The following is a 19,030-nucleotide window of genomic DNA, read 5'->3' as shown; positions in this document are numbered from 1 at the left end:
CCATGCAGCCACGCAACAACGACGTCCTCACCCCCAGCCAGCTCAACACCCTGGCCCGCGACCTGCTGGAAGGCAGCTTCCCGGCGATCTGGGTCGAAGCCGAGCTGGGCAGCGTGGCCCGCCCCGCGTCCGGGCACCTGTATTTCACCCTGAAGGATGCGCGCGCGCAGCTGCGTGCAGCGATGTTCCGGATGAAGGCGCAGTACCTGAAGTTCGTGCCGCGCGAGGGCATGCGCGTGCTGGTGCGCGGCAAGGTGACGCTGTACGACGCCCGTGGCGAGTACCAGATGGTGCTGGACCACATGGAGGAAGCCGGCGAAGGCGCACTGCGCCGCGCCTTCGAGGAACTGAAGGCACGCCTGGAAGCCGAGGGCCTGTTCGACCCGGCACGCAAGCGCCCGATGCCTGCACACGTACAGCGCCTGGCGGTGATCACCTCGCCCACCGGTGCCGCCGTTCGCGACGTACTGAGCGTGCTGGGCCGCCGTTTCCCGCTGCTGGAAGTGGACCTGCTGCCAACCCTGGTCCAGGGCAACAGCGCCGCCGCGCAGATCACCCGCCTGCTGCAGGCCGCTGATGCCAGTGGCCGCTACGACGTGATCCTGCTGACCCGCGGTGGTGGATCGCTGGAAGACCTGTGGGCGTTCAACGATGAAGCGCTGGCTCGTGCGATCGCCGCCAGCCGCACCCCGGTGGTGTCGGCGGTGGGCCACGAAACCGACTTCAGCCTCAGCGATTTCGCCGCCGACCTGCGCGCACCAACGCCTTCGGTGGCAGCTGAACTGCTGGTACCCGATCAACGCGAACTGGCGTTGCGCCTGCGCCGCACGGCCGCGCGCATGGTGCAGCTGCAACGGCATACGATGCAGCAGGCCATGCAGCGCGCCGACCGCGCCCTGCTGCGCCTGAACGCACAGAGCCCGCAGGCCCGGCTGGACCTTCTGCGCCGCCGCCAGCTCGATCTGGGCCGGCGCCTGCATGCTGCATTCAACCAGCAGCAGGAACGCCGTGCCGCGCGCCTGCGGCATGCGGCGGCGGTGTTGCGCGGTCACCATCCACAGCGCCAGCTCGACGCGCTGCGGCGCCGCCTGGCTGCCCTGCGGGGGCGCCCGCAGGCCGCGATGCAGCGTCTGCTGGAGCGCGACGCACTGCGCCTGCGCGGGCTGGCGCGTTCGCTGGAAGCAGTCAGCCCGCTGGCCACCGTGGCCCGTGGCTACAGCATCCTGACCCGCAGCGACGATGGCGCACTGGTGCGCCAGGTCGATCAGGTGCAGCCGGGTGACGCCCTGCAGGCTCGCGTCGGCGACGGCGTGATCGACGTGCAGGTCAAGTAAAGGGTTGTTCGGCAGGGCTGCGCCCTGCACCTGCCGAAGCGTTCAAGCGACAGCAACAGCCGAAGCAACAGCCAAGCTGGTATTCCGTGGGATGGCGGGGCGGTGTGGCTGTGCAGGACACGCCGTAAACCCATCCATGGGGGCTCGATGGCGCCATCCATGGCGCCAACGGTCCTGCACAGCCACACCACCCCACCCTCGACAGTTTCCCGGTGACGGTCGGTAGATCCACGCCACGCGTGGATGAATCTCCATCGAAATCGAATATTTCGAGTTGAGATCGACAGGCATCCACGCATGGCGTGGATCTACCGTGTCGACCAAGGTCGACACCTACCAACAGCAGCAGAAATCTGTCGAAGGCGGGGTGGGTCCGGTTGCGGGAGTGTCCGCGGCATGGATGCCGCGGCCAAGCCCCCATGGACGGGTTTACGGCGTCTCCCGCAACCGGACCCACCCCGCCATCCCGCGGAATGCACACTGTTGCTGTTGCTGTTGCTGTTGCTCTGGCTTGTAGCAGGTGCAGGGCGCAGCCCTGCCGAACAACCCCCTACTTTGCCTGCTCGCAGAACTTCTGCCGGTACTCGAGCGCCTTGGGCATCAGCGCCTGCAGATTCTGGATGCGGGTACCCGGGTTGGGATGGGTCGAGGAGAATTCCGGTGGTGCCTGACCACCGCTGGCCTGGCCCATGCGCTGCCACAGCGGCACCGCCTCGCGTGGATCGAAGCACGCCGCCGCCGCCAGCATCAGCCCCACTTCGTCAGCCTGGGTCTCGTGGCTGCGCGCATACGGCAACAAGTAACCGTAGCCCATCGCCGACATCATCATCTGTTGCTGCTGCGCGTCCATGCCGCTGGCTGCGCCAGCCACCTGCCCGATCTGGGTCAGCTTCTGCTGGGCCATGCGCTGTGCACCATGGCGTAGCAGCGCATGGGCGATTTCATGGCCCATCACCACCGCCATCGCATCGCGGGTGCGCGCTACCGGCACCAGGCCGGTGTACACCGCCATCTTGCCGCCCGGCAGGCAGAACGCATTGGCCTGCTCGGACGGGATCACGTTCACTTCCCACTGGAAATCACGCGCGAAATGCGCCGGCTGCACGCCGTGCTCCTGCGCCAGTGCGGTCTCAACCACGTCCACCTTGGCGATCAGTCGCTGGGCGATGTCGCGCACGTCGCGTGCGATCGGCGCATTCGGGTCCATCGGCCGTTCCTGCGACAGGATCTGCTGGTAGGCCTGCAGCCCCAGTGCAGTCTCCTGGCGCGCATCCAGGCTGCTGTCGATCATCACCTTCTCGCCGGTGTAGGGATCGATCGTGCGGTTGGAGAACCAGTAGAACGCGGCGTAACCGGCGGCCAGCAGCAGCACCCACCAACGGATGTTGCCGAACAGGCCGCGCCGCTGCGGGCCCTGCTGCGAGCGGGAGAAGGGATCGTTGCTCATCGGGAGATCTTCCAGCAGCCCCGCCGGCCGGCGGGTACGGCGCAATCTTAGTGCGCCGATGCCCGTAGCGGGTGAAGCCGGACGCCGATCAGATGCCGCGCACCAGGCGGAAGCCGATGCGCGCGTTGGTGGTGTCTGAATCCTGTGACTGCCGCCAGGCGGCGCGGGTCTGCTCGGGCGCGTTGGCCCAGTTGCCGCCACGGATCACCCGGGCCCGGCAGCCCGGGTTGAACCAGGCCGCGCCATCGGAGGGCGCACGCCGGTAGCTGGCATGCCAGCAATCGGCCACCCATTCGCTGAGGTTGCCACCCATGTCGTGCAGGCCGAACGCATTGGCCCGGAAGCTGGCCACCGGTGCCGGCCCCCACCAGCCATCGCCATAACCGACGAAGGCGTTGTGCCAGTGCCGCCCCGAGGGCGACACATCCTTGCTGCCGGTAAAGTTGCCGCTGCCAGGCGGCGGTATGCCGGCGTCGCCCCACGGATAGCGGCCACTGCTGCCGCCACGCAGCGCGTACTCGAACTCAGCCTCACTGGGCAACCGGTAGCTGCGACCGGTCTGCTCGGACAACCAGGCCGCATAGTTCTCGGCGTCGCGCACGCTGACATGCATCACCGGGGCATTGCCCAGCGCGCGGGCGCCGTCGTAATCCGAACGCCAATCCACGCCGCTGCGGCGGATGAAATTGCCGCTGCGCTCGTCATAGACCACCGAATGTCCGCGACGGCTAGCACGTGGCCGCGCGTTGGTCGCCTTCACGTAGCGCTCGAAATCGCCAACCGTGACCTCGGTGATCGCCATCGCGAAGCCACGATCGAAACGCACGTAATGCGAGGGCCGTTCGGAATCAGAGGCGCCCGGCTCTGCATCGCCTGCGCCCATCTGGAAGCCCCCATGCGGGACCACCACCATCTGCGGACCGCGGCCGCCGTCACGCATCGCATCGCTGAACACCTGGCCCGGTCGGAAGCTGCCATAGTGCGTGGCCAGGTCGATACGCTCGCGCAGCTGGGCTACCACCGGGTCACCCGGCAGGGCGATGCGCAGGGCTTCGCCCAGCTTCTCACGCGCCGGCTTCAGACCCTGTGGCGTGGTCAGGTCACGCAGGCCGTCGTCACGCAGCTGCAGCAATACGGTCGCCCGGATCTGCTCGATGCGCTCGAATGCATCGGCAATGGTCGGCGACGAGTCCCGGACCTTGCTGGCCTCGGCCAACCAGCTGCCGGCGCTGGCGAAATCACGCGCGCGCGCGGCCTCTTCTGCACGCCGGATCAGCCCGCTCTCAGCCGCTGCCAGGCCCTGGCGCGCCCGGCTGTTGTGTTCATCCAGCGCCAGCGCCTCGCGGAAATTGCCGATCGCACCGTCGCCGTCCTCGCCAATCCGGTCGGCGCGCAGGTCCTCTTCGCCGGCACGGTTGTAGGCCACCACCCGCTGCGCGTTCTCCACCCGGCCCTGCAGCGCCCGCACGGTCTCGTCCTTGGGCGCCAGGGTCAGCAGCACCAGCGCCTGGCGGCTGGCCTCGGCCAGTGCTTCGCGCTGTTTCAGCGGGCGTACCAGCAGCGCATCGGCCTGCTGCTGCAGGCGCTGGCGCGCGCGCTGCAGGCCCAGTCGCGCCTGGCGGTCATCCGGGTCTTCTTCCTGGACCGCCAGCCACAGCGGGATGGCCGCGTCGGCGTCCTCGTACAGGCGGCCATCGGCGTACGCCTGCGTTGCGGCACGGCGCAACTGGGCCAGGCTGCGGCCCTGCCGGTCCACCCTTGGCGGCGTCCACTGCTGCACGTCCTCGGCGGCATCCTCGCCGGCGATGGTCACACTGCCCCGGGCCACCTGCGGGTTGTCAGCGCCCTTGTCCGCGGCCGGACGCGCTTCATCAGCAGTCGTCCGGTCCGCCGTCGCGGGGGGCGACGGCGTGCAACCGGCCAGGGCCACGGCCAGGGCGGTGCACAGCACGGACGACAGCGGAAAACGCAAGCGGGATCTCCTTCAGCACGGACGCGGACCGACGTTAGGCTATTCTCCCCTCCCTGAGCAAACCCGAGTAGTAGGCCCTGACCCGTGGCAACCTGGATCACCACCCCCACCGAGCTGGATGCGTACTTCCAGCAGCGCCCCTCCCGCATCGGCCTGGACACCGAATTCATTCGTGAACGCACCTTCTGGCCGCAGCTGGCGCTGGTGCAGATGGCGGTCGGCCAGGACATTCTGCTGATCGACCCGCTGATTCCCGGCATGACCGAGGCGCTGGCACCGTGGCTGGCCGACGAATCAATCATCAAGGTGATGCACAGCGCCAGCGAAGACCTGGTCGCCTTCAAGTGGGCCTGTGGCGTGCTTCCACGACCGCTGTTCGACACCCAGATCGGCGCGTCACTGGCCGGCATCGGCGGCGGCATGGGCTACCAGAAGCTGGTGGCTGAGATCACCGGCGTGGCATTGGCCAAGGGCGAGACCCGCTCTGACTGGATGCGCCGGCCGCTGTCGGAGTCGCAGCTGCAGTACGCCGCCGACGACGTCGAGCATCTGTTCGCGATGCATGACGCCATCGATGCCAAGCTGCAGGCGCTCGGCCGCCAGCAGTGGCTGCATGACGACGGCGAGCGCCTGCTGGCCAGCGTCGCCAATGACGAGGACCGCTGGCCGCACCTGTCGATGCGCTCGGCGCAGTTCCTTGATGCCGCCGCGCAGCACCGCCTGCTGCGCCTGCTGCGCTGGCGCGATGTGCAGGCACGCAGCAGCGACCGCCCGCGCAGCTGGATCCTGGACAACGAACTGGCGGCGACCCTGGCGCGTACGCCACCGGCCGACGCCGACGCGTTGGCCAAGCTGTTCGAGCAGTTCCCCAAGGCACCGCGCAAGCTCGCCGCTGCCGTGTGGCAGGCGCTGGACACTCCGCTGGCCGACGAAGCCGAAGCGCCGCTGGCGTTGCCGGCCAACGACAGCAACAAGCAGGCGCTGAAAAAGCTGCAGGATGCGGTGGCCGAACGCAGCCGAGAGCTGGGCCTGCCCGATGGCATCCTCGCCTCGCGCAAGCACCTCGAAAGCTATCTGGAACGTCGCCAATGGCCTGCCGCACTGGCCGGCTGGCGCCAGCAGGAACTGGAATCGCGGCTGCAGGCACTGCTGCCCGCATAAGAAAACGACCGCATCAGCCGCCCGGCAGGGGCGGCCCTGCCGATGATCGACAAGGACGTTGCTGCATGCCTGCGTGGCTCCAATCCGGCACATCACGATGGATGACAGCCTCGCTGCTGATGCTGGCGTCCAGCAGCATTGCAGCACCTTCCTGCCCACCCGCATCCGGAGTTGCCGTGGCACAGACGCCCGAGTCCATCAGCGAAGCCCTTTCGCGGGGCGACCTGCAAGCCGCAATTGAGGTGCTGCGCGATCCACAGCGTTATCGCGTGTTGTTCAAGGATCCGCACGGCGCGGAGCGCTACATCGCGCTGGCACAACAGGTCGCCGACGATGCCCCGCAGAACCCCTGCATCGATCGCAGCAGCCTGCTCAATGCCTACACCGTACTGGCCAGCGGGCTGGATCTTTCCCGCTCGGTCCACTACCTGGCACTGTCGGCCGCACTGATCGAACAGGATGCCGATGCCAGCGAGCAGGACACGCTCGAGCCTGCGCTGCATCCGCATGCCCTGATGCATGGCTACTTCGAAGCCGGCGGTGGACTGGCACTGGAAGGTGCTGTACCCGGCATCGATCGCGCCGAAGTCACCGCGTGGCGCTACGGCCACACCACACTGGCCTACCAGCCGGACCTGCTGCTCGCGTTCCCGCTGCGCATGGATGCCCGCCAACGCCAGCGCCTGTTCGAGGTGACCGGCTTCACCCTGCTGCCGGCATCGCAATGGCATGACGCCGCCGCACTTCGCGCCATCATCCGCAGCGATGCCTACCTTGACTGGCTGGAGTCGGCGCCCCTGCATCTTGCCTCGCGCTTGTCGATGGCATTGGAAGAAATGGCCACGCCGCCCTGGCCGGAGCATCTGCGTGCAGCCGGCTATCGGGTCCATGGCGGGACACCCGGGGATGATGGGGCCGATTCCGATTGAGCAACGAAAAGGGCGGCCCGGATCACCGGACCGCCCTTTGCATTCCGTCGATGCGATGGCGGGACAGTGCCCGCCATCGCGACAGCGCATTACCAGTTCATGTTCAGCGAAACGCCCACGGTGCGCGGTTCGTTGTAGACCGCGGCCATGTAGTTCTCGATCACACCCTTGAGGTTCTTCTCGTTGGTGATGTTGCGCGCGAACAGCGCCACTTCGTAGGCACCGTAGTTGCCCGAGTAGCCGATCTTCAGGCCACCCTCGAAGTCACCCTTGGAGTTGAATTCCTTGCTGTCGTACAGCACGAAGCTGGTGTAACCCTGCTTGTTCCAGTCGGTGGAAACGAACATGGTGCCTGCGTCGCTGACCGGGAAGTCGTAGCGGGCGGCCAGGTTGACGTTGTACTTCGGCGCGTTCGGCAGCGGGTTGCCATCGATCTGCGCGAAGGTGTTGGCACCGACCTTGATGGTCGGGTCGCCGACGGTGCAGACCACCTGGCCGTTGAGGCCGCAGACCTGCGCGTACACGCGCTTGTCCTTGATCTCGCTGTGCAGCAGGCTCAGGCCGGCGCTCAGGGTCAGGTTCGGGATCGGGCGCAGCTCCATGTCGGCTTCGAAACCGTAGGCCTTTGCCTTGTCGGCGTTGAACAGCACGCCGTTGCCGTCCGAATCGTTGCCGTTGAGCTGGATGTCGTTGACGGTGTAGGTGAACGCGGTGGCATTCAGGCGCAGGCGGTTGTCCCACAGGCTGCTCTTCACGCCCGCTTCCCAGGACAGGATGGTCTCGGAATCGGCGGTGGTGAAGTCGGCATTGAACACCGCCGAACGGCCCTGGATAGTCGGACCGCGGAAGCCACGCGCAACCTTGGCGTAGACGCTCACGTCCGGGGTGATCTGATACATCGCGCTCAGATCCCAGCTCGGGGTGGTGTCGGACATCTTGACGTCGGTGCGGCCCTTGTAGGTAACCACGCCGGCGGCAGTGTCAGCGGTCTTCAGCAGGCGCGTGTGCTTCTCGTCCTTGGTCTGGCGCAGGCCGGCGGTGACGGTGAACTTGTCGGTGAACGCGTAGCTGAGCTGGCCGAAACCGGCCCACGAGGTGTTCTTGTTGCGCAGGCGCACCCAGTTGTTCGGGTTGCGTGCAGCACCGTTGAGGAACCAGGCGCGCTGGTAGAAATCGGTGGTGTCGCTGCCATTGAAGTAGAACGCACCGGCCTGCCACTGCAGGGCGCTGTCGTCATGGCTGGCCAGGCGGAATTCCTGGGTCCACTGGTCCAGATCACGGATGCGGCCCATCGACTGGCCGTAACCGTTCGGTACGCCATTGACCGGGAAGTTCACCGCAGCGCCGCCGTCGGTGTCACCGCGGCTGTAGCCGGAGGTGGTCTCGTAGGCGGTGATCGAGGTGAAGTCGATCGCGCCGAAATCGTAGCGTGCCTTCACCGAGCCGCCGTAGGTCTTGTAGGCCTGCGGGTTGTTGCCGGCTTCGTCGTAGGCCACCTGGTCACGCGGCACGTCGGTCTTGTTCGAGCCCTTGGTCAGCGCGCCGCGCAGGAACAGGGTCGAGGTGCCTTCGTAGTCACGGGCGTGGGCCGAGGCCAGGATCGAGAACTGGTCGCTCGGGGTCAGCAGCAGCTGTGCGCGCACATTGCGGTCATCGAAACCGCCCATGGCGTTCTTCTTCGGGCTGACCGTGCCGTCCGCACTCGGGCCCTTGTAGTTATTGTCGACGTAGTCGTCGCGGTGCTGGTACAGGGCCGACACGCGGAACGAGGCGATGTCGTTGATCGGGCCACCGAAGCCGCCGTCGATCGACACGCTGTTGTAGGTCGCGTAGCTGGCGCTGACGCGGCCGCTGTACTCCTGGGTCGGCTTCAGGGTGTCGAACTTGATGATGCCGGCGGTGGTGTTGCGGCCGAACAGCGAGCCCTGCGGGCCGCGCAGCACTTCCACCTGGTCCACGTCATAGACCGGGTTGGACTTCAGCACTACATGCTCGAGGACTACATCGTCCTGGATGATCGACACCGGCTGCGAGGCACCCAGGTAGAAGTCGATGTTGCCCAGGCCACGGATGTAGAAGCGCGGGAAGATGCGGCCGGTGGTGGTTTCCGCATACAGGCTCGGAACGCGGCCGGACAGCGCCAGCAGGGTGTCGTCACCCCCAGCGGTGAAGTCGCGCATGCGCTCGCCCTGCACCACGCCGACCGAGACCGGCACTTCCTGCAGGTTCTGCTCACGGTGTTCGGCGGTCACGGTGATGGTGTCCAGCCCGGTCGGGGTCGGCGCACTGTCCTGCGCCGAGGCGCCGAAGCTGGCAGCCAGGGCCACACCGGCACAGGCCAGCGCCAGCGGGTGGCGGCGGAAGGAAACGAAGGAAGACGACATACCCGACAGGCGGCGGGAATCGGTATGGGAGGGCATGGAATGCTCTGAGGAGGCGTCCGTGCGGCCTGCGCGGGCCGGGCGGCAAAAAGGAGGAGAACTGCGCAAGCCGCCATTATCCCCCAAATTGTTACGATTTCGTTGCGTGGCGCCCAAACACGGCGAAACAAGCGGTTTCGGCACAGTCACCGGGCATTCCGCACGCCCTGGAGGCTTGACTCAGGGCAGCGGGGTCAACGCCACATCGACCATCGCCAGCAGTCGCTCGCGGCTGATGCCGTCACGGGCCTGCACCGAAATGCCGTGCAGCACGGTGGCGAAGTGATCGCCCAACGCCTGCACCGCCACATCGTCGGCCAGCTGCCCTTCGGCCTGCGCCTGCTGCAGGCGCGCGATGATCGCCGCCGTGCGCTGGCGACGATGGCTGGCCAGCCAGTCCCGAACGCCCTCGCCATCAGGCGACACGCTGCTGGCCGAGGACACCACCAGGCAACCATGCGGGCGCCCGCGCCGGGTGTAGGTCAGCACCGCATCGCGCAGCATGCTGCCGATCGCCTCGCGCAACGATGCCTGTTCCAGCGCGCGCGGCGCGAAGCCGCCTTCGCCTTCCTCGTACAGCGCAACGGCTTCGCGGAACAACTGCTCCTTGCTGCCGAACGCGGCATAGATGCGCGCCGATGCAATGCCCAGTGCTTCGACCAGTGCCGACATCGAGGTGCCTTCATAGCCGTGCTGCCAGAACAGCAGCATTGCCTTGCGCAATGCCTGGTCCCTGTCGAATTCGCGCGGTCGCCCTGCCATCTGCCTGCCTGCCGTTCTGAGGCGCGCAGTGTAACGCGGGTGTTGACCGCATCGATGGCCGCGCCTATTCTTTGTTAATCGACAAACAATTGGAGCAACACATGCAGACCCTCAAGGGCCCCAGCCTGCACCTGGCGCAGTTCGCCGGCGACCAGGCCCCGTTCAACTCGCTTGCCAGCATTGCCGCGTGGGCGGCCGGCCACGACTTCAAGGCGCTGCAGATTCCGGCCTGGGATGCACGCCTGTTCGACCTGGCCACCGCCGCCGACAGCCAGGACTACTGCGACGACATTCGTGGCACGCTGGCCGAGCACGGCCTGCAGGTCAGCGAACTGACCACCCACATCCTCGGCCAGCTGGTGGCCGTGCATCCGGCCTACGATGAACTCTGCGACGGCTTCGCCCCCGAAGCACTGCGCGGCAATCCGAAGGCTCGCAGCGAATGGGCGCAGCAGCAGCTGCACCTGGCCGCCCGCGCGTCGCGCCGCTTGGGCCTGCAGGACATGGGCACCTTCTCCGGCTCGTTCGCCTGGCCCTACCTGTTCCCGTTCCCGCAGCGCCCGCCGGGCCTGATCGATGCGGCCTTCGATGAACTGGCACGGCGCTGGCGGCCGATCCTCGATACCTGCGAGGACAACGGCATCAACCTCTGCTACGAGATCCATCCCAGTGAAGACCTGCACGATGGCACCAGCTTCGAGCGCTTCTTCGAGCGCGTCGGCCAGCACGAGCGCTGCCGCATCCTGTTCGATCCCAGCCACTTCGTGCTGCAGCAGCTGGACTACCTGGAGTACCTGGACATCTACCATCCGCTGATCCGCATGTTCCACGTCAAGGACGCGGAGTTCCGCCCCAGCGGCCGCCAGGGCATCTATGGCGGGTATGCCGACTGGACCGAGCGCGCCGGCCGCTTCCGCTCGCTGGGCGACGGCCAGGTCGACTTCAAGTCGATCTTCTCCAAGCTGGCCCAGTACGACTACCAGGGCTGGGCGACGCTGGAATGGGAGTGCTGCCTGAAGGACCAGGAAGCCGGCGCGCGCGAAGGTGCCGCGTTCATCCGCGACCACATCATCCCGGTCACCGACAAGATTTTCGACGACTTCGCCGGTGCACCGATCAGCACCGCACAGATGCAGCAGATGCTCGGCATCGCCTGAGCCCCAACGGAGCATTCCCCATGAACACCCTTTCTTCCGCTGGCACTGCCGGCGACGATGCCCTGCGCCATCACTACCTGCGTATCGACGGCCAGCGCGTGCATTGCGTGTCGGCAGGCAGCGGCCAGCCCGTGCTGCTGATCCCTGGCTGGCCGCAGACCTGGTATGCCTGGCGCCATGTGCTGCATGCACTGGCAGCCGCCGGTTTCGAGGCCATCGCGGTCGACCCGCCAGGCATTGGAGAATCCGATCGCCCCGTACATGGCTACGACACCGGCAGTGCCGCCGCAGTGCTGCACCAGACCATGCAGGCGCTGGGTCACGAACGCTACCAGGTGGTAGGCCACGACATCGGCATGTGGATCGCCTATGCACTGGCCAGCGACCAGCCGCAGGCCGTGCAGCAGCTGGCCGTCACCGAAGCAGTCATCCCCGGGCTGGCGCCGGAGCCGGGCATCTTCGCTGCGCCGGCCGACAACATCTTCCTCTGGCACTTCATGTTCAACCAGGTGGCCGACCTGCCGGAAGCACTGATCACCGGACGCGAGCGCGCCTATCTGGAATTCATGTTCGACCGCTGGTCGTACCGCCGTGATGCTGTTGCCGCCGATACCTACATTGCCGCCTACAGTCGGCCCGGTGCACTGCGCGCCGGCTTCGCATGGTACCGCGCGATTCCGGAAACGATCCGCCAGAACAAGCTGCGTGCGCAGCGCCGGCTCGCAATGCCGGTGCTGGCGATCGGCGCCGAGCATGCCACCGCCGATGCACCGATGCTGACCCTGCAACCACACGCCGATGACCTGCGCGGCAGCATCGTACCGGGCTGTGGCCACTTCATCATGGAGGAAGCACCGCAGGCGTTCCTGGAACAGCTGCTGCCGTTCCTGCAGGAGGCGCGTCATGCCGCTTGAACCCGCACTGCAGCAGTTCGTCGATGCAGTGGCGGCCCATCCGCTGCCCGAGGACCTGCGCGAACTGCGTGCGATCAGCGAGACCGCACTGCCGCAACTGCAGGGTGCACCGCAACCGGTCGCACACGTGATCGAGCACAGCGTGGCCGCACGTGACGGACAGCCGCTGGAAGTGCGCCTGTACACCCCGGACGGGCTGCCCGACGGACCGGCACCGGCCCTTTTGTTCGCGCATGGCGGCGGCTGGTTCCAGTGTTCGTTGGCAGTCTATGACGGTCCTTGCCGTGCGCTGGCCAATGCCAGCGGCTGCGTCGTGGTGGCGGTCGGCTACCGCCTGGCCCCGGAGCATCCGTTCCCGGTGCCGCTGCAGGATGTAGCAGACGCCTGGCAGTGGCTGCAGATCAACGCCGCGGGCCTGGGCCTGGACCCGCAACGACTGGCGATCGGGGGCGACAGTGCCGGTGGCAATCTCGCTGCCGCCTGCTGCCTGCTGCTGCGTGATCTCGGCCTGCCGCAGCCGCACCACCAGCTGCTGCTGTACCCCGCGCTGGATGCCGGCATGGGCAGCGACTCCTACCGCGAGTACGCCAGCGGCTACTACCTCAGCGCCGAACTGATGCAGCGCTGCTGGCAGGCCTATCTGGGCGACATGGATCCGCCGCCTGCACTCGCCTCGCCGGCCCACGCAACGGACCTGTCCGGCCTGGCACCGGCTTCCGTGCTCAGCTGCGAGCACGACCCGCTGCGTGATGAGGCCGAGCACTACGCGGCGCGCCTGCAGTCTGCGAACGTGGCGTGCACGCTCGAGCGGTTGCCCGGGATGATCCATGCCTGCATCCATCTGCACGGGGTGGTCACCTCCACGGACGTGGCGGTACAGCGCGCGGGGGCCCGGCTGCGTCAGGCACTGGCCTGAACAGGTGGGCCGCTAGCGGGGCCAGCACCGCCGCCCTGCCCTCCGCTTGGCAAGCCCCACTGGCAGCGCTACACTGAAACCCTGCCGTGGGGCCATAGCTCAGCTGGGAGAGCGCGTCGTTCGCAATGACGAGGTCAGGAGTTCGATCCTCCTTGGCTCCACCACTATTCGGAAGAACCCGTAGATCCACGTGATCTGCGGGTTTTTTCTTTTCAGCATCCCGGCTCAGGCCGGCTCCTGGCCGCCGTCCTTGCGCTGCGGGCCGCGCGAATGCGCATCGCGCACCTGTTGATCGCGCTGCCCCGGCCGCTGCTTGGCCACATCGTCCTGCTTCCTGTCCTGGCGGCTTTCCTGCACGCCCTGCTTCGGGTCGCCGTGGTCTTTATCGTGCTCGCTCATCGAAAACTCCCTCGTCGGCGGGGGCCGACGCTGCCTCCACGCTAGACCGCATCGGGTAAGTCGAAGGTCAGCCCGGTGCGAACGCTGTGTGCAGCCGACCCGCCTCAGCCTGCCAGGCTGCTACGCACACTGAACATGCGGCCGCATGCACTGCACGAAGCCTGCCCGAAGGCCAGCCCCAGCAGCCGCACTGCTTCGTCATCTCCATCCTGCGTCGCCTGCAGCAGCAACCATTGTTCGGCCACGTTCACCGGCGCCCCCACCTGCAGCAGTGTACGGACTGCGGGCGGACCATGCACCGGATCCTCGTGGCAGAGATAGGGCTCCTCATCGTCAAACTCGGCATACAGATCGGCACCACAATCGCCGCACTCACCGACCAGCTCGCCCTCGTCCAGCCGGTCCAGATGCAGCGACCATGCCTTCTCACCCTTCAACCCGAGCCAGGCCTGGCGCAATGCGCGCCGCGCACCAAGCTGCTCATCCGCTTCAGTCACCGGCGTGCTCAATCGGGACTCTACCGCTTCGATCAATGCCCCGATCGTTGACGAATATTGGCGCAATCCCGGATCGTCCAACACCGAACCAGCCACGATGGCTCCAGCCAGCAGCAAGGCTTCATCCGCATCGGTCCGATCCAGCTGCCGGGCGATGCCCAGTAACACCGGCAACGCGGCATGGCTGGCCGGATACACCGTGCCCTGGTGGCACAGATGCGACCACAGCTCACCCCAGTCTCCGTGGTGCGCTGCGTCCTGCAGGGCGACCATCACCTCGCCGGCTTCGCCTGCACCGCCGTACGCCGCCTGCAATGCAGACCAGTCGATATCGCGTGCATCTGTGGTGTGGAGCTGTGACATGCACGATCCTGATCATCAACGGGGTGCAGAGCATGACCCACATCGCCATCGGCAGCCAACGCACCCGAGTTGCCGCAATGCATGCGTCGCGCCCAGAATCCACGGCTACACGTCTCCGGGTGCACCATGCCCTCTTCCGTCCAGCACGCAGCACACGCCGTGCCGATGATCCTCGATGCGATCGACGGCAGCCTCCGTCTCGGCAATCTACCGGCCTTGATCTGCCCCACCCTCTCACTGGATGAAGCGCGCGTCGCCTTTGCCGCCCTGGTAAGTGGGGAGCGTGATGTCGGCACCGGCTATCACTGGTTGAGCCTGCACCGGCTCAGCCTGGGCGGTGCGCCCGCTGGCATCGGCCTGTGCTTCCACGGGCAACAGCTCGACATGGTGACGATGAGCGTCAGTCTGCCTGGTGCGACGTTGGAAGACGGCTGGCCGACCCAAGTGGCGATCGACGCCGAGGTCGCCTTCATGCGCCGCACACTGGGCGCGGCGTTGGGTCGCAAGCTGGCCGGTGGCCACGCCCGGTTCGACTGGGGCGAAGCCTGGGCCCGTTTCGATCCGAAAGGCTTCATGGCAAGCAGCGGTATCCGCTACGCGCCACGCTCATGATCCCATTCAGGTACGGGTGATCGACACTCCACCCTCCACGCGCATCGCGCTGCCGGTGACGAAACTGCTTTCATCGCTGGCCAGGAACAGCGCCGCGTTGGCGATCTCCTCCGGCTCGGCCATGCGCTTGAGTGCGTGCAGCGAGCGCACGAAGTCGCGGGCATCGCCAGTCGGTGCCGCCTGCCGCCCCATTTCGGTATCGGTGCCGCCGGGCAGCAGCACGTTGCTGCGTACGCCGCGCGCGCCGTGTTCGGCGGCGATCACCTGGCTCAGGCCGATCAGCCCGGCCTTGCTCGACGCATAGGCCGCCATGCCTGGGAAACCGACGGTGTGCCCGACGAAGGTGCCGACAAACACCATCGAGCCACCGCCGTGCGCCAGCATCGCCGGCAACTGCGCGCGTGCAGCATGGAAGGCGGCATCCAGGTTGGTCGCCATCACCTCGCGCCAGGCGTCCACCGGGAACTCCGCGGCCGGCACGCCCGGGCCGAGCATGCCGGCATTATTAAGGGCGATGTCGAGGCCACCGAATGACTGCTGGGCGAGATCGACCAGCGCCTGCGCCGTGCCCGGATCAGCCACATCCGCCGCATGCACTACCACCTCGCCACCAGCGGCGCGGATCTGCTCGGCCAGTTCCTGCAGCGGCTCCGGCCGCCGTGCGTTGAGCACCAGCTTTGCGCCTTCAGCGGCGAAACGCAGCGCGCTGGCGCGACCGATGCCGGCACTGGCACCGGTGATAAGGGCGATCTTGTTGTTCAGGCGCATGGTCGTGGTACCGGTTGTGAAGTGGCCGCCACGATGCCGTGCCTTCGGCCTGCCAACACTCCGTTTCCGGGCCTGACCCGTCGGTGCAGGAAACGGAGTTTCCGCAGAACCGGCACGTGCCAGAATCCAGCCATGGACAGTACCGCCACCACCGCCCTCGATGCCCGCGTAGAACGGGTCTGCCGCCACCTGCAGACCAGCCTCGACGAACCCTCGCTGCAGGAGCTGGCCGACATCGCTGGCTGCAGCCCGACGCGCCTGCATCGCCTGTTCAAGCAGGCCACCGGGCTGACCCCCAAGCAGTACGCCGCCGCGCTGCGCGCCGACCGCCTGCGCACCGGGCTGGAACAACAGGAACGCATCACCGACGCCTTCCACGATGCTGGCTTCGGTTCCAGTGGACGCTTCTATGAGAACGCACCTAAGTTGCTGGGCATGACTCCCAAGCAATGGCGCGCAGGTGGTCGCGGCGAAGTCATCCACTTCGCGCTTGCCGAAAGCTCACTGGGCAGCGTGCTGGTGGCCAGCAGCGGGACCGGCGTGGTCGCGATCCTGCTCGGCGACGATCCGGAGACCCTGCTGCAGTCGCTGCAGCAACGCTTCCGCCAAGCCGAACTGGTCGGCGCCGACCAGGGCTATGAGCAACTGGTGGCACAGGTCGTAGGCCTGGTCGAGGATCCTTCGCGGGGCGCCACGCTGCCGCTGGACATCCGCGGCACCGCGTTCCAGCAACGGGTGTGGCAAGCGCTGCAGCAGATTCCGCGCGGGCAGACCGCGTCGTATGCGGATGTCGCCGCGCGCATCGGCGCCCCGCGCTCGAGCCGTGCCGTAGCCCGCGCATGCGCAAGCAACCCGCTGGCGGTGGCAGTGCCCTGCCACCGCGTGGTGCGCCGCGACGGCGACCTGTCCGGCTACGCCTGGGGCGTGGCCCGCAAGCGCGAACTGCTACGCCGCGAAAAGGCCTCGACTGCCTGAGGTGGGTGCCGACCTTGGTCGGCACACCGCCAAGCCCTCAATCCAGCTTCACCACCAGCTTGCCGAAGTTGCGCCCCTGCAACAGCCCGAAGAACGCCTCCGGTGCATTCTCCAGTCCTTCCACCACATCCTCGCGGTACTGGATGCGGCCTTCGCGCAGCCACTGCGGCATCTCGCGTTCGAAGTCCGGCCACAGGTGGTTGAAGTCGTGCACGATGAAACCACGCACGGTCAGGCGCTGGCGCAGGATCTGGCTGAACAGCGCCGGCAGGCGGTCCGGACCGGGCTGCTCGACGCCGCGGTCGTTGTAGGTGGCAATGGTGCCGCATACCGGAATGCGAGCGAAGTCGTTGAGCAGTGGCAGCACCGCATCCAGTACATGGCCGCCGACGTTCTCGAAGTAGACGTCGATGCCCGCAGGCACCGCCGCGCGCAGCTGGTCCGCAAAATCAGCGGCGCGATGGTCCAGCGCCACGTCCACGCCCAGCGTCTGCAGGTAGGCACGCTTGGCCTCACCGCCGGCGATGGCGACCACGCGTGCGCCCTGCAGCTTGGCCAGCTGGGCCACGGTCGCCCCGACCGGGCCGCTCGCTGCGGCGACCACCAGCGTCTCGCCCGGCTTCAAACGGGCGATTTCATGCAGGCTGGAATAGGCAGTGAATCCGGGCATGCCGTACACGCCCAGCGCCGTGCTCAATGGCAGGCCGGCGGGATCGAGTCGACGTGCCAGCGCAGTCGCAGGCAGCACCGCGTGGGTCTGCCAGCCACCTGGCGCCAGCACCAGATCCCCCATCGCTACCCCTTCAGCGTTGGACTGCAGCACCTCGGCCACGGTCTGACCCTCCATCACCGCGCCGACCGCCACCGGCGGGGCGTAGGACGGGCCTTCGTCCATGCGTCCGCGCATGTAAGGGTCCAATGACAGGTAGTGGTTGCGCAGCAACACTTCGCCCGGCCCGGGCGCCGGCAGCGTGGCCTGCTCCAGACGGAAATTGCCGGCGGTCGGTGCGCCCTGTGGACGCGAGGCCAGCACGATGCGGGAAGTAGTCGAAGAAGCGGTCATGGCGACGGACTCTGCTGTTGCCAGCATCAGGAAAGGAGCGTCGACACTACGCCGCTGCGGGCGGCGCCAGCGGCCACGAAAACAGCGTTCCATTGCCCGTACCCGCGCGGGTCCGGCGCAACCCTTGCCCTTGCAGCTTTGGCGATCGCGGCGACCTGCTGATTTCCACCGCAGACGATGATCGATTGGCCACGCCCCGCCCCACAACGGAGGATCAAGCACTTGCGAGCGCACAGACGGCAATGTGAAGAAATCTTGGCAAAACGCTTGCCGAAGGCAGCCGACCTCCGTAATATACGCGTCCTTGGCAGCGACCTCGCTGCAACGAAACATGTGGCCGAGTAGCTCAGTTGGTAGAGCAGGGGATTGAAAATCCCCGTGTCGGCGGTTCGATTCCGTCTTCGGCCACCACTTTCGAAGGCCTGCAGAAATGCGGGTCTTTTTTTTCCGGAAACCGGGTTTGATCACGGTTGCCACACAATTTGGCCGAGTAGCTCAGTTGGTAGAGCAGGGGATTGAAAATCCCCGTGTCGGCGGTTCGATTCCGTCTTCGGCCACCATCTTTCGAGACCTGCAGAAATGCAGGTCTTTTTTTGTCTGCGATCTGCCATCCTCGCAAGGCGTGGATCCAGGCCCGGCCAGCGCCGCCTGGTTGACGAAACATTTACACCACCTCGCGCCGTGCCACCTACGCTCCAGACTCCTGTCTGGAGCCGCCCATGCATCTTCGCCCCGCCCTGCTCGCCTGCCTGCTGCTAGCCACCCTGCCGGTGATCGCCGCCGAGCCGGTGCGCGCGGTCGACACGCTGGACATCGATCGCTATGCCGGTCAGTGGCACGAGATCGCGCATCTTCCCGTGTCGTTCCAGAAGCAGTGCGTCGGCGAGATCACCGCCAACTACGGGCTGCGCCGCGATGGCCGCATCAGTGTCACCAATGCCTGCCGCAACGGCGACGGAGAACGCGTGGTTGCTGAAGGCGTGGCACGCCCGGTTGCCGGCCATCCCGGCCAACTGCAGGTGCGCTTCGTTCCCGACTGGCTGAGCTGGGTGCCACTGGTCTGGGCGGACTACTGGGTCCTGGCACTGGACCCGGACTATCAGTGGGCGTTGGTCGGCGAGCCGGACCGTAAGTACCTGTGGATCCTCTCGCGCCTGCCGGAAATGGATCGCGCCCGGTTCGAACAGTTGAAAGAGAAAGCCGAGACGATGGGCTACGACCTCGGCCCACTGCGCCTAATGGCTCCGATTCGCAACACGCCCGCCGACTGAACCGCGCCGCATCCGGCGCACCACGCGCGCGCCATCCGGCGCCGCGCACGCCCGGCCGCCATCTTCACGC

General features: G+C 66.8%; 17 protein-coding genes and 3 tRNA genes. 12 read left to right on the top strand and 8 right to left on the bottom strand.

Going from position 1 to position 19,030, the window contains the following annotated elements; genetic code table 11:
* Positions 1-2: 2 nt before the first annotated feature.
* Positions 3-1,334, top strand: a complete 1,332-nt coding sequence (gene xseA, locus AC13GA_RS07080) for an exodeoxyribonuclease VII large subunit (protein WP_482997772.1) — start codon at positions 3-5, stop codon at positions 1,332-1,334.
* 550 nt (positions 1,335-1,884) lie between these two features.
* Here the strand turns inward: xseA and AC13GA_RS07075 are convergent.
* Both AC13GA_RS07075 and AC13GA_RS07070 read right to left on the bottom strand, forming a co-directional pair.
* Positions 1,885-2,781: a M48 family metallopeptidase gene (locus AC13GA_RS07075; RefSeq protein WP_482997771.1), complete on the bottom strand. Its 897-nt coding sequence runs from the start codon at positions 2,779-2,781 to the stop codon at positions 1,885-1,887.
* Between the two features lie 88 nt (positions 2,782-2,869).
* Positions 2,870-4,753: an SUMF1/EgtB/PvdO family nonheme iron enzyme gene (locus AC13GA_RS07070; protein WP_482997770.1), complete on the bottom strand. Its 1,884-nt coding sequence runs from the start codon at positions 4,751-4,753 to the stop codon at positions 2,870-2,872.
* Between the two features lie 84 nt (positions 4,754-4,837).
* Here AC13GA_RS07070 and rnd point away from each other — a divergent pair, with 84 nt between their 5' ends.
* Together rnd and AC13GA_RS07060 are read left to right on the top strand one after the other, a co-directional pair.
* Positions 4,838-5,914 carry a ribonuclease D gene (rnd, locus tag AC13GA_RS07065; RefSeq protein WP_046985304.1) on the top strand — a complete coding sequence of 359 codons (1,077 nt, stop codon included), beginning with the start codon at positions 4,838-4,840 and terminating at the stop codon, positions 5,912-5,914.
* 176 nt (positions 5,915-6,090) lie between these two features.
* A complete protein-coding gene (locus AC13GA_RS07060) occupies positions 6,091-6,843 on the top strand; it encodes a hypothetical protein (RefSeq protein ID WP_248298509.1) in 753 nt (250 codons plus the stop codon).
* Positions 6,844-6,932: 89 nt separating this feature from the next.
* On the opposite strand, the gene AC13GA_RS07055 is transcribed toward AC13GA_RS07060, so the two are convergent.
* Positions 6,933-9,263, bottom strand: a complete 2,331-nt coding sequence (locus AC13GA_RS07055) for a TonB-dependent receptor (RefSeq protein ID WP_482997769.1) — start codon at positions 9,261-9,263, stop codon at positions 6,933-6,935.
* A 180-nt stretch (positions 9,264-9,443) separates the two neighbouring features.
* Positions 9,444-10,025, bottom strand: a complete 582-nt coding sequence (locus AC13GA_RS07050) for a TetR/AcrR family transcriptional regulator (RefSeq protein WP_482997768.1) — start codon at positions 10,023-10,025, stop codon at positions 9,444-9,446.
* 101 nt (positions 10,026-10,126) lie between these two features.
* Here AC13GA_RS07050 and AC13GA_RS07045 point away from each other — a divergent pair, with 101 nt between their 5' ends.
* The 4 genes from AC13GA_RS07045 (at position 10,127) to AC13GA_RS07030 (ending at position 13,176) form a co-directional block, all read left to right on the top strand.
* Complete coding sequence (locus tag AC13GA_RS07045; protein WP_480983108.1) at positions 10,127-11,182, top strand: sugar phosphate isomerase/epimerase family protein; 1,056 nt, start codon at positions 10,127-10,129, stop codon at positions 11,180-11,182.
* A gap of 20 nt (positions 11,183-11,202) precedes the next feature.
* A complete protein-coding gene (locus tag AC13GA_RS07040) occupies positions 11,203-12,096 on the top strand; it encodes an alpha/beta fold hydrolase (RefSeq protein ID WP_046985300.1) in 894 nt (297 codons plus the stop codon).
* The gene (locus AC13GA_RS07035; RefSeq protein ID WP_482997767.1) at positions 12,086-13,012 is read left to right on the top strand and encodes an alpha/beta hydrolase; all 927 of its coding nucleotides are present in this window, start codon (positions 12,086-12,088) and stop codon (positions 13,010-13,012) included. The genes AC13GA_RS07040 and AC13GA_RS07035 overlap by 11 nt, the downstream gene beginning before the upstream one ends.
* Positions 13,013-13,100: 88 nt before the next feature.
* Positions 13,101-13,176: transfer RNA gene (locus AC13GA_RS07030), tRNA-Ala, on the top strand.
* 61 nt (positions 13,177-13,237) lie between these two features.
* Here AC13GA_RS07030 and AC13GA_RS07025 read toward each other — a convergent pair.
* Positions 13,238-13,411 (bottom strand): hypothetical protein, encoded by a 174-nt coding sequence (locus AC13GA_RS07025; RefSeq protein ID WP_482997766.1) that lies wholly within the window; start codon positions 13,409-13,411, stop codon positions 13,238-13,240.
* A 104-nt stretch (positions 13,412-13,515) separates the two neighbouring features.
* Entirely contained in the window at positions 13,516-14,271 is a 756-nt protein-coding gene (locus tag AC13GA_RS07020) for a hypothetical protein (protein WP_482997765.1), read from the bottom strand.
* Between the two features lie 126 nt (positions 14,272-14,397).
* Here AC13GA_RS07020 and AC13GA_RS07015 point away from each other — a divergent pair, with 126 nt between their 5' ends.
* The gene (locus AC13GA_RS07015; RefSeq protein WP_046985308.1) at positions 14,398-14,883 is read left to right on the top strand and encodes a hypothetical protein; all 486 of its coding nucleotides are present in this window, start codon (positions 14,398-14,400) and stop codon (positions 14,881-14,883) included.
* A gap of 6 nt (positions 14,884-14,889) precedes the next feature.
* On the opposite strand, the gene AC13GA_RS07010 is transcribed toward AC13GA_RS07015, so the two are convergent.
* A complete protein-coding gene (locus tag AC13GA_RS07010) occupies positions 14,890-15,651 on the bottom strand; it encodes an SDR family oxidoreductase (protein ID WP_482997764.1) in 762 nt (253 codons plus the stop codon).
* 132 nt (positions 15,652-15,783) lie between these two features.
* Here AC13GA_RS07010 and AC13GA_RS07005 point away from each other — a divergent pair, with 132 nt between their 5' ends.
* Positions 15,784-16,626, top strand: a complete 843-nt coding sequence (locus AC13GA_RS07005; RefSeq protein ID WP_046985297.1) for a bifunctional transcriptional activator/DNA repair enzyme AdaA — start codon at positions 15,784-15,786, stop codon at positions 16,624-16,626.
* Between the two features lie 37 nt (positions 16,627-16,663).
* On the opposite strand, the gene AC13GA_RS07000 is transcribed toward AC13GA_RS07005, so the two are convergent.
* On the bottom strand, positions 16,664-17,689 hold the full coding sequence (locus tag AC13GA_RS07000) for an NADP-dependent oxidoreductase (protein ID WP_482997763.1): 1,026 nt from the start codon (positions 17,687-17,689) through the stop codon (positions 16,664-16,666).
* Between the two features lie 335 nt (positions 17,690-18,024).
* Here AC13GA_RS07000 and AC13GA_RS06995 point away from each other — a divergent pair.
* From AC13GA_RS06995 to AC13GA_RS06985, 3 genes are all read left to right on the top strand, one after another.
* Positions 18,025-18,100, top strand: a tRNA-Phe gene (locus AC13GA_RS06995).
* A gap of 73 nt (positions 18,101-18,173) precedes the next feature.
* A tRNA-Phe gene (locus AC13GA_RS06990) sits at positions 18,174-18,249 on the top strand.
* Between the two features lie 159 nt (positions 18,250-18,408).
* On the top strand, positions 18,409-18,960 hold the full coding sequence (locus AC13GA_RS06985) for a lipocalin family protein (protein ID WP_482997762.1): 552 nt from the start codon (positions 18,409-18,411) through the stop codon (positions 18,958-18,960).
* The last annotated feature ends 70 nt before the right edge of the window (positions 18,961-19,030 follow it).

Source organism: Stenotrophomonas sp. 22DLJC03 (assembly GCF_056861405.1).
This window is presented reverse-complemented; position numbering and strand designations above follow the sequence as displayed.

Bases quoted from the DNA above. Each gene is read 5' to 3' on its own strand.
- xseA (WP_482997772.1), top strand. From the start codon at position 3: ATGCAGCCACGCAACAACGACGTCCTCACCCCCAGCCAGCTCAACACC.
- AC13GA_RS07075 (WP_482997771.1), bottom strand. From the start codon at position 2,781: ATGAGCAACGATCCCTTCTCCCGCTCGCAGCAGGGCCCGCAGCGGCGC.
- AC13GA_RS07055 (WP_482997769.1), bottom strand. From the start codon at position 9,263: ATGCCCTCCCATACCGATTCCCGCCGCCTGTCGGGTATGTCGTCTTCC.
- AC13GA_RS07050 (WP_482997768.1), bottom strand. From the start codon at position 10,025: ATGGCAGGGCGACCGCGCGAATTCGACAGGGACCAGGCATTGCGCAAG.
- AC13GA_RS07045 (WP_480983108.1), top strand. From the start codon at position 10,127: ATGCAGACCCTCAAGGGCCCCAGCCTGCACCTGGCGCAGTTCGCCGGC.
- AC13GA_RS07040 (WP_046985300.1), top strand. From the start codon at position 11,203: ATGAACACCCTTTCTTCCGCTGGCACTGCCGGCGACGATGCCCTGCGC.
- AC13GA_RS07035 (WP_482997767.1), top strand. From the start codon at position 12,086: ATGCCGCTTGAACCCGCACTGCAGCAGTTCGTCGATGCAGTGGCGGCC.
- AC13GA_RS07025 (WP_482997766.1), bottom strand. From the start codon at position 13,411: ATGAGCGAGCACGATAAAGACCACGGCGACCCGAAGCAGGGCGTGCAG.
- AC13GA_RS07020 (WP_482997765.1), bottom strand. From the start codon at position 14,271: ATGTCACAGCTCCACACCACAGATGCACGCGATATCGACTGGTCTGCA.
- AC13GA_RS07015 (WP_046985308.1), top strand. From the start codon at position 14,398: ATGCCCTCTTCCGTCCAGCACGCAGCACACGCCGTGCCGATGATCCTC.
- AC13GA_RS07010 (WP_482997764.1), bottom strand. From the start codon at position 15,651: ATGCGCCTGAACAACAAGATCGCCCTTATCACCGGTGCCAGTGCCGGC.
- AC13GA_RS07005 (WP_046985297.1), top strand. From the start codon at position 15,784: ATGGACAGTACCGCCACCACCGCCCTCGATGCCCGCGTAGAACGGGTC.
- AC13GA_RS07000 (WP_482997763.1), bottom strand. From the start codon at position 17,689: ATGACCGCTTCTTCGACTACTTCCCGCATCGTGCTGGCCTCGCGTCCA.
- AC13GA_RS06985 (WP_482997762.1), top strand. From the start codon at position 18,409: ATGCATCTTCGCCCCGCCCTGCTCGCCTGCCTGCTGCTAGCCACCCTG.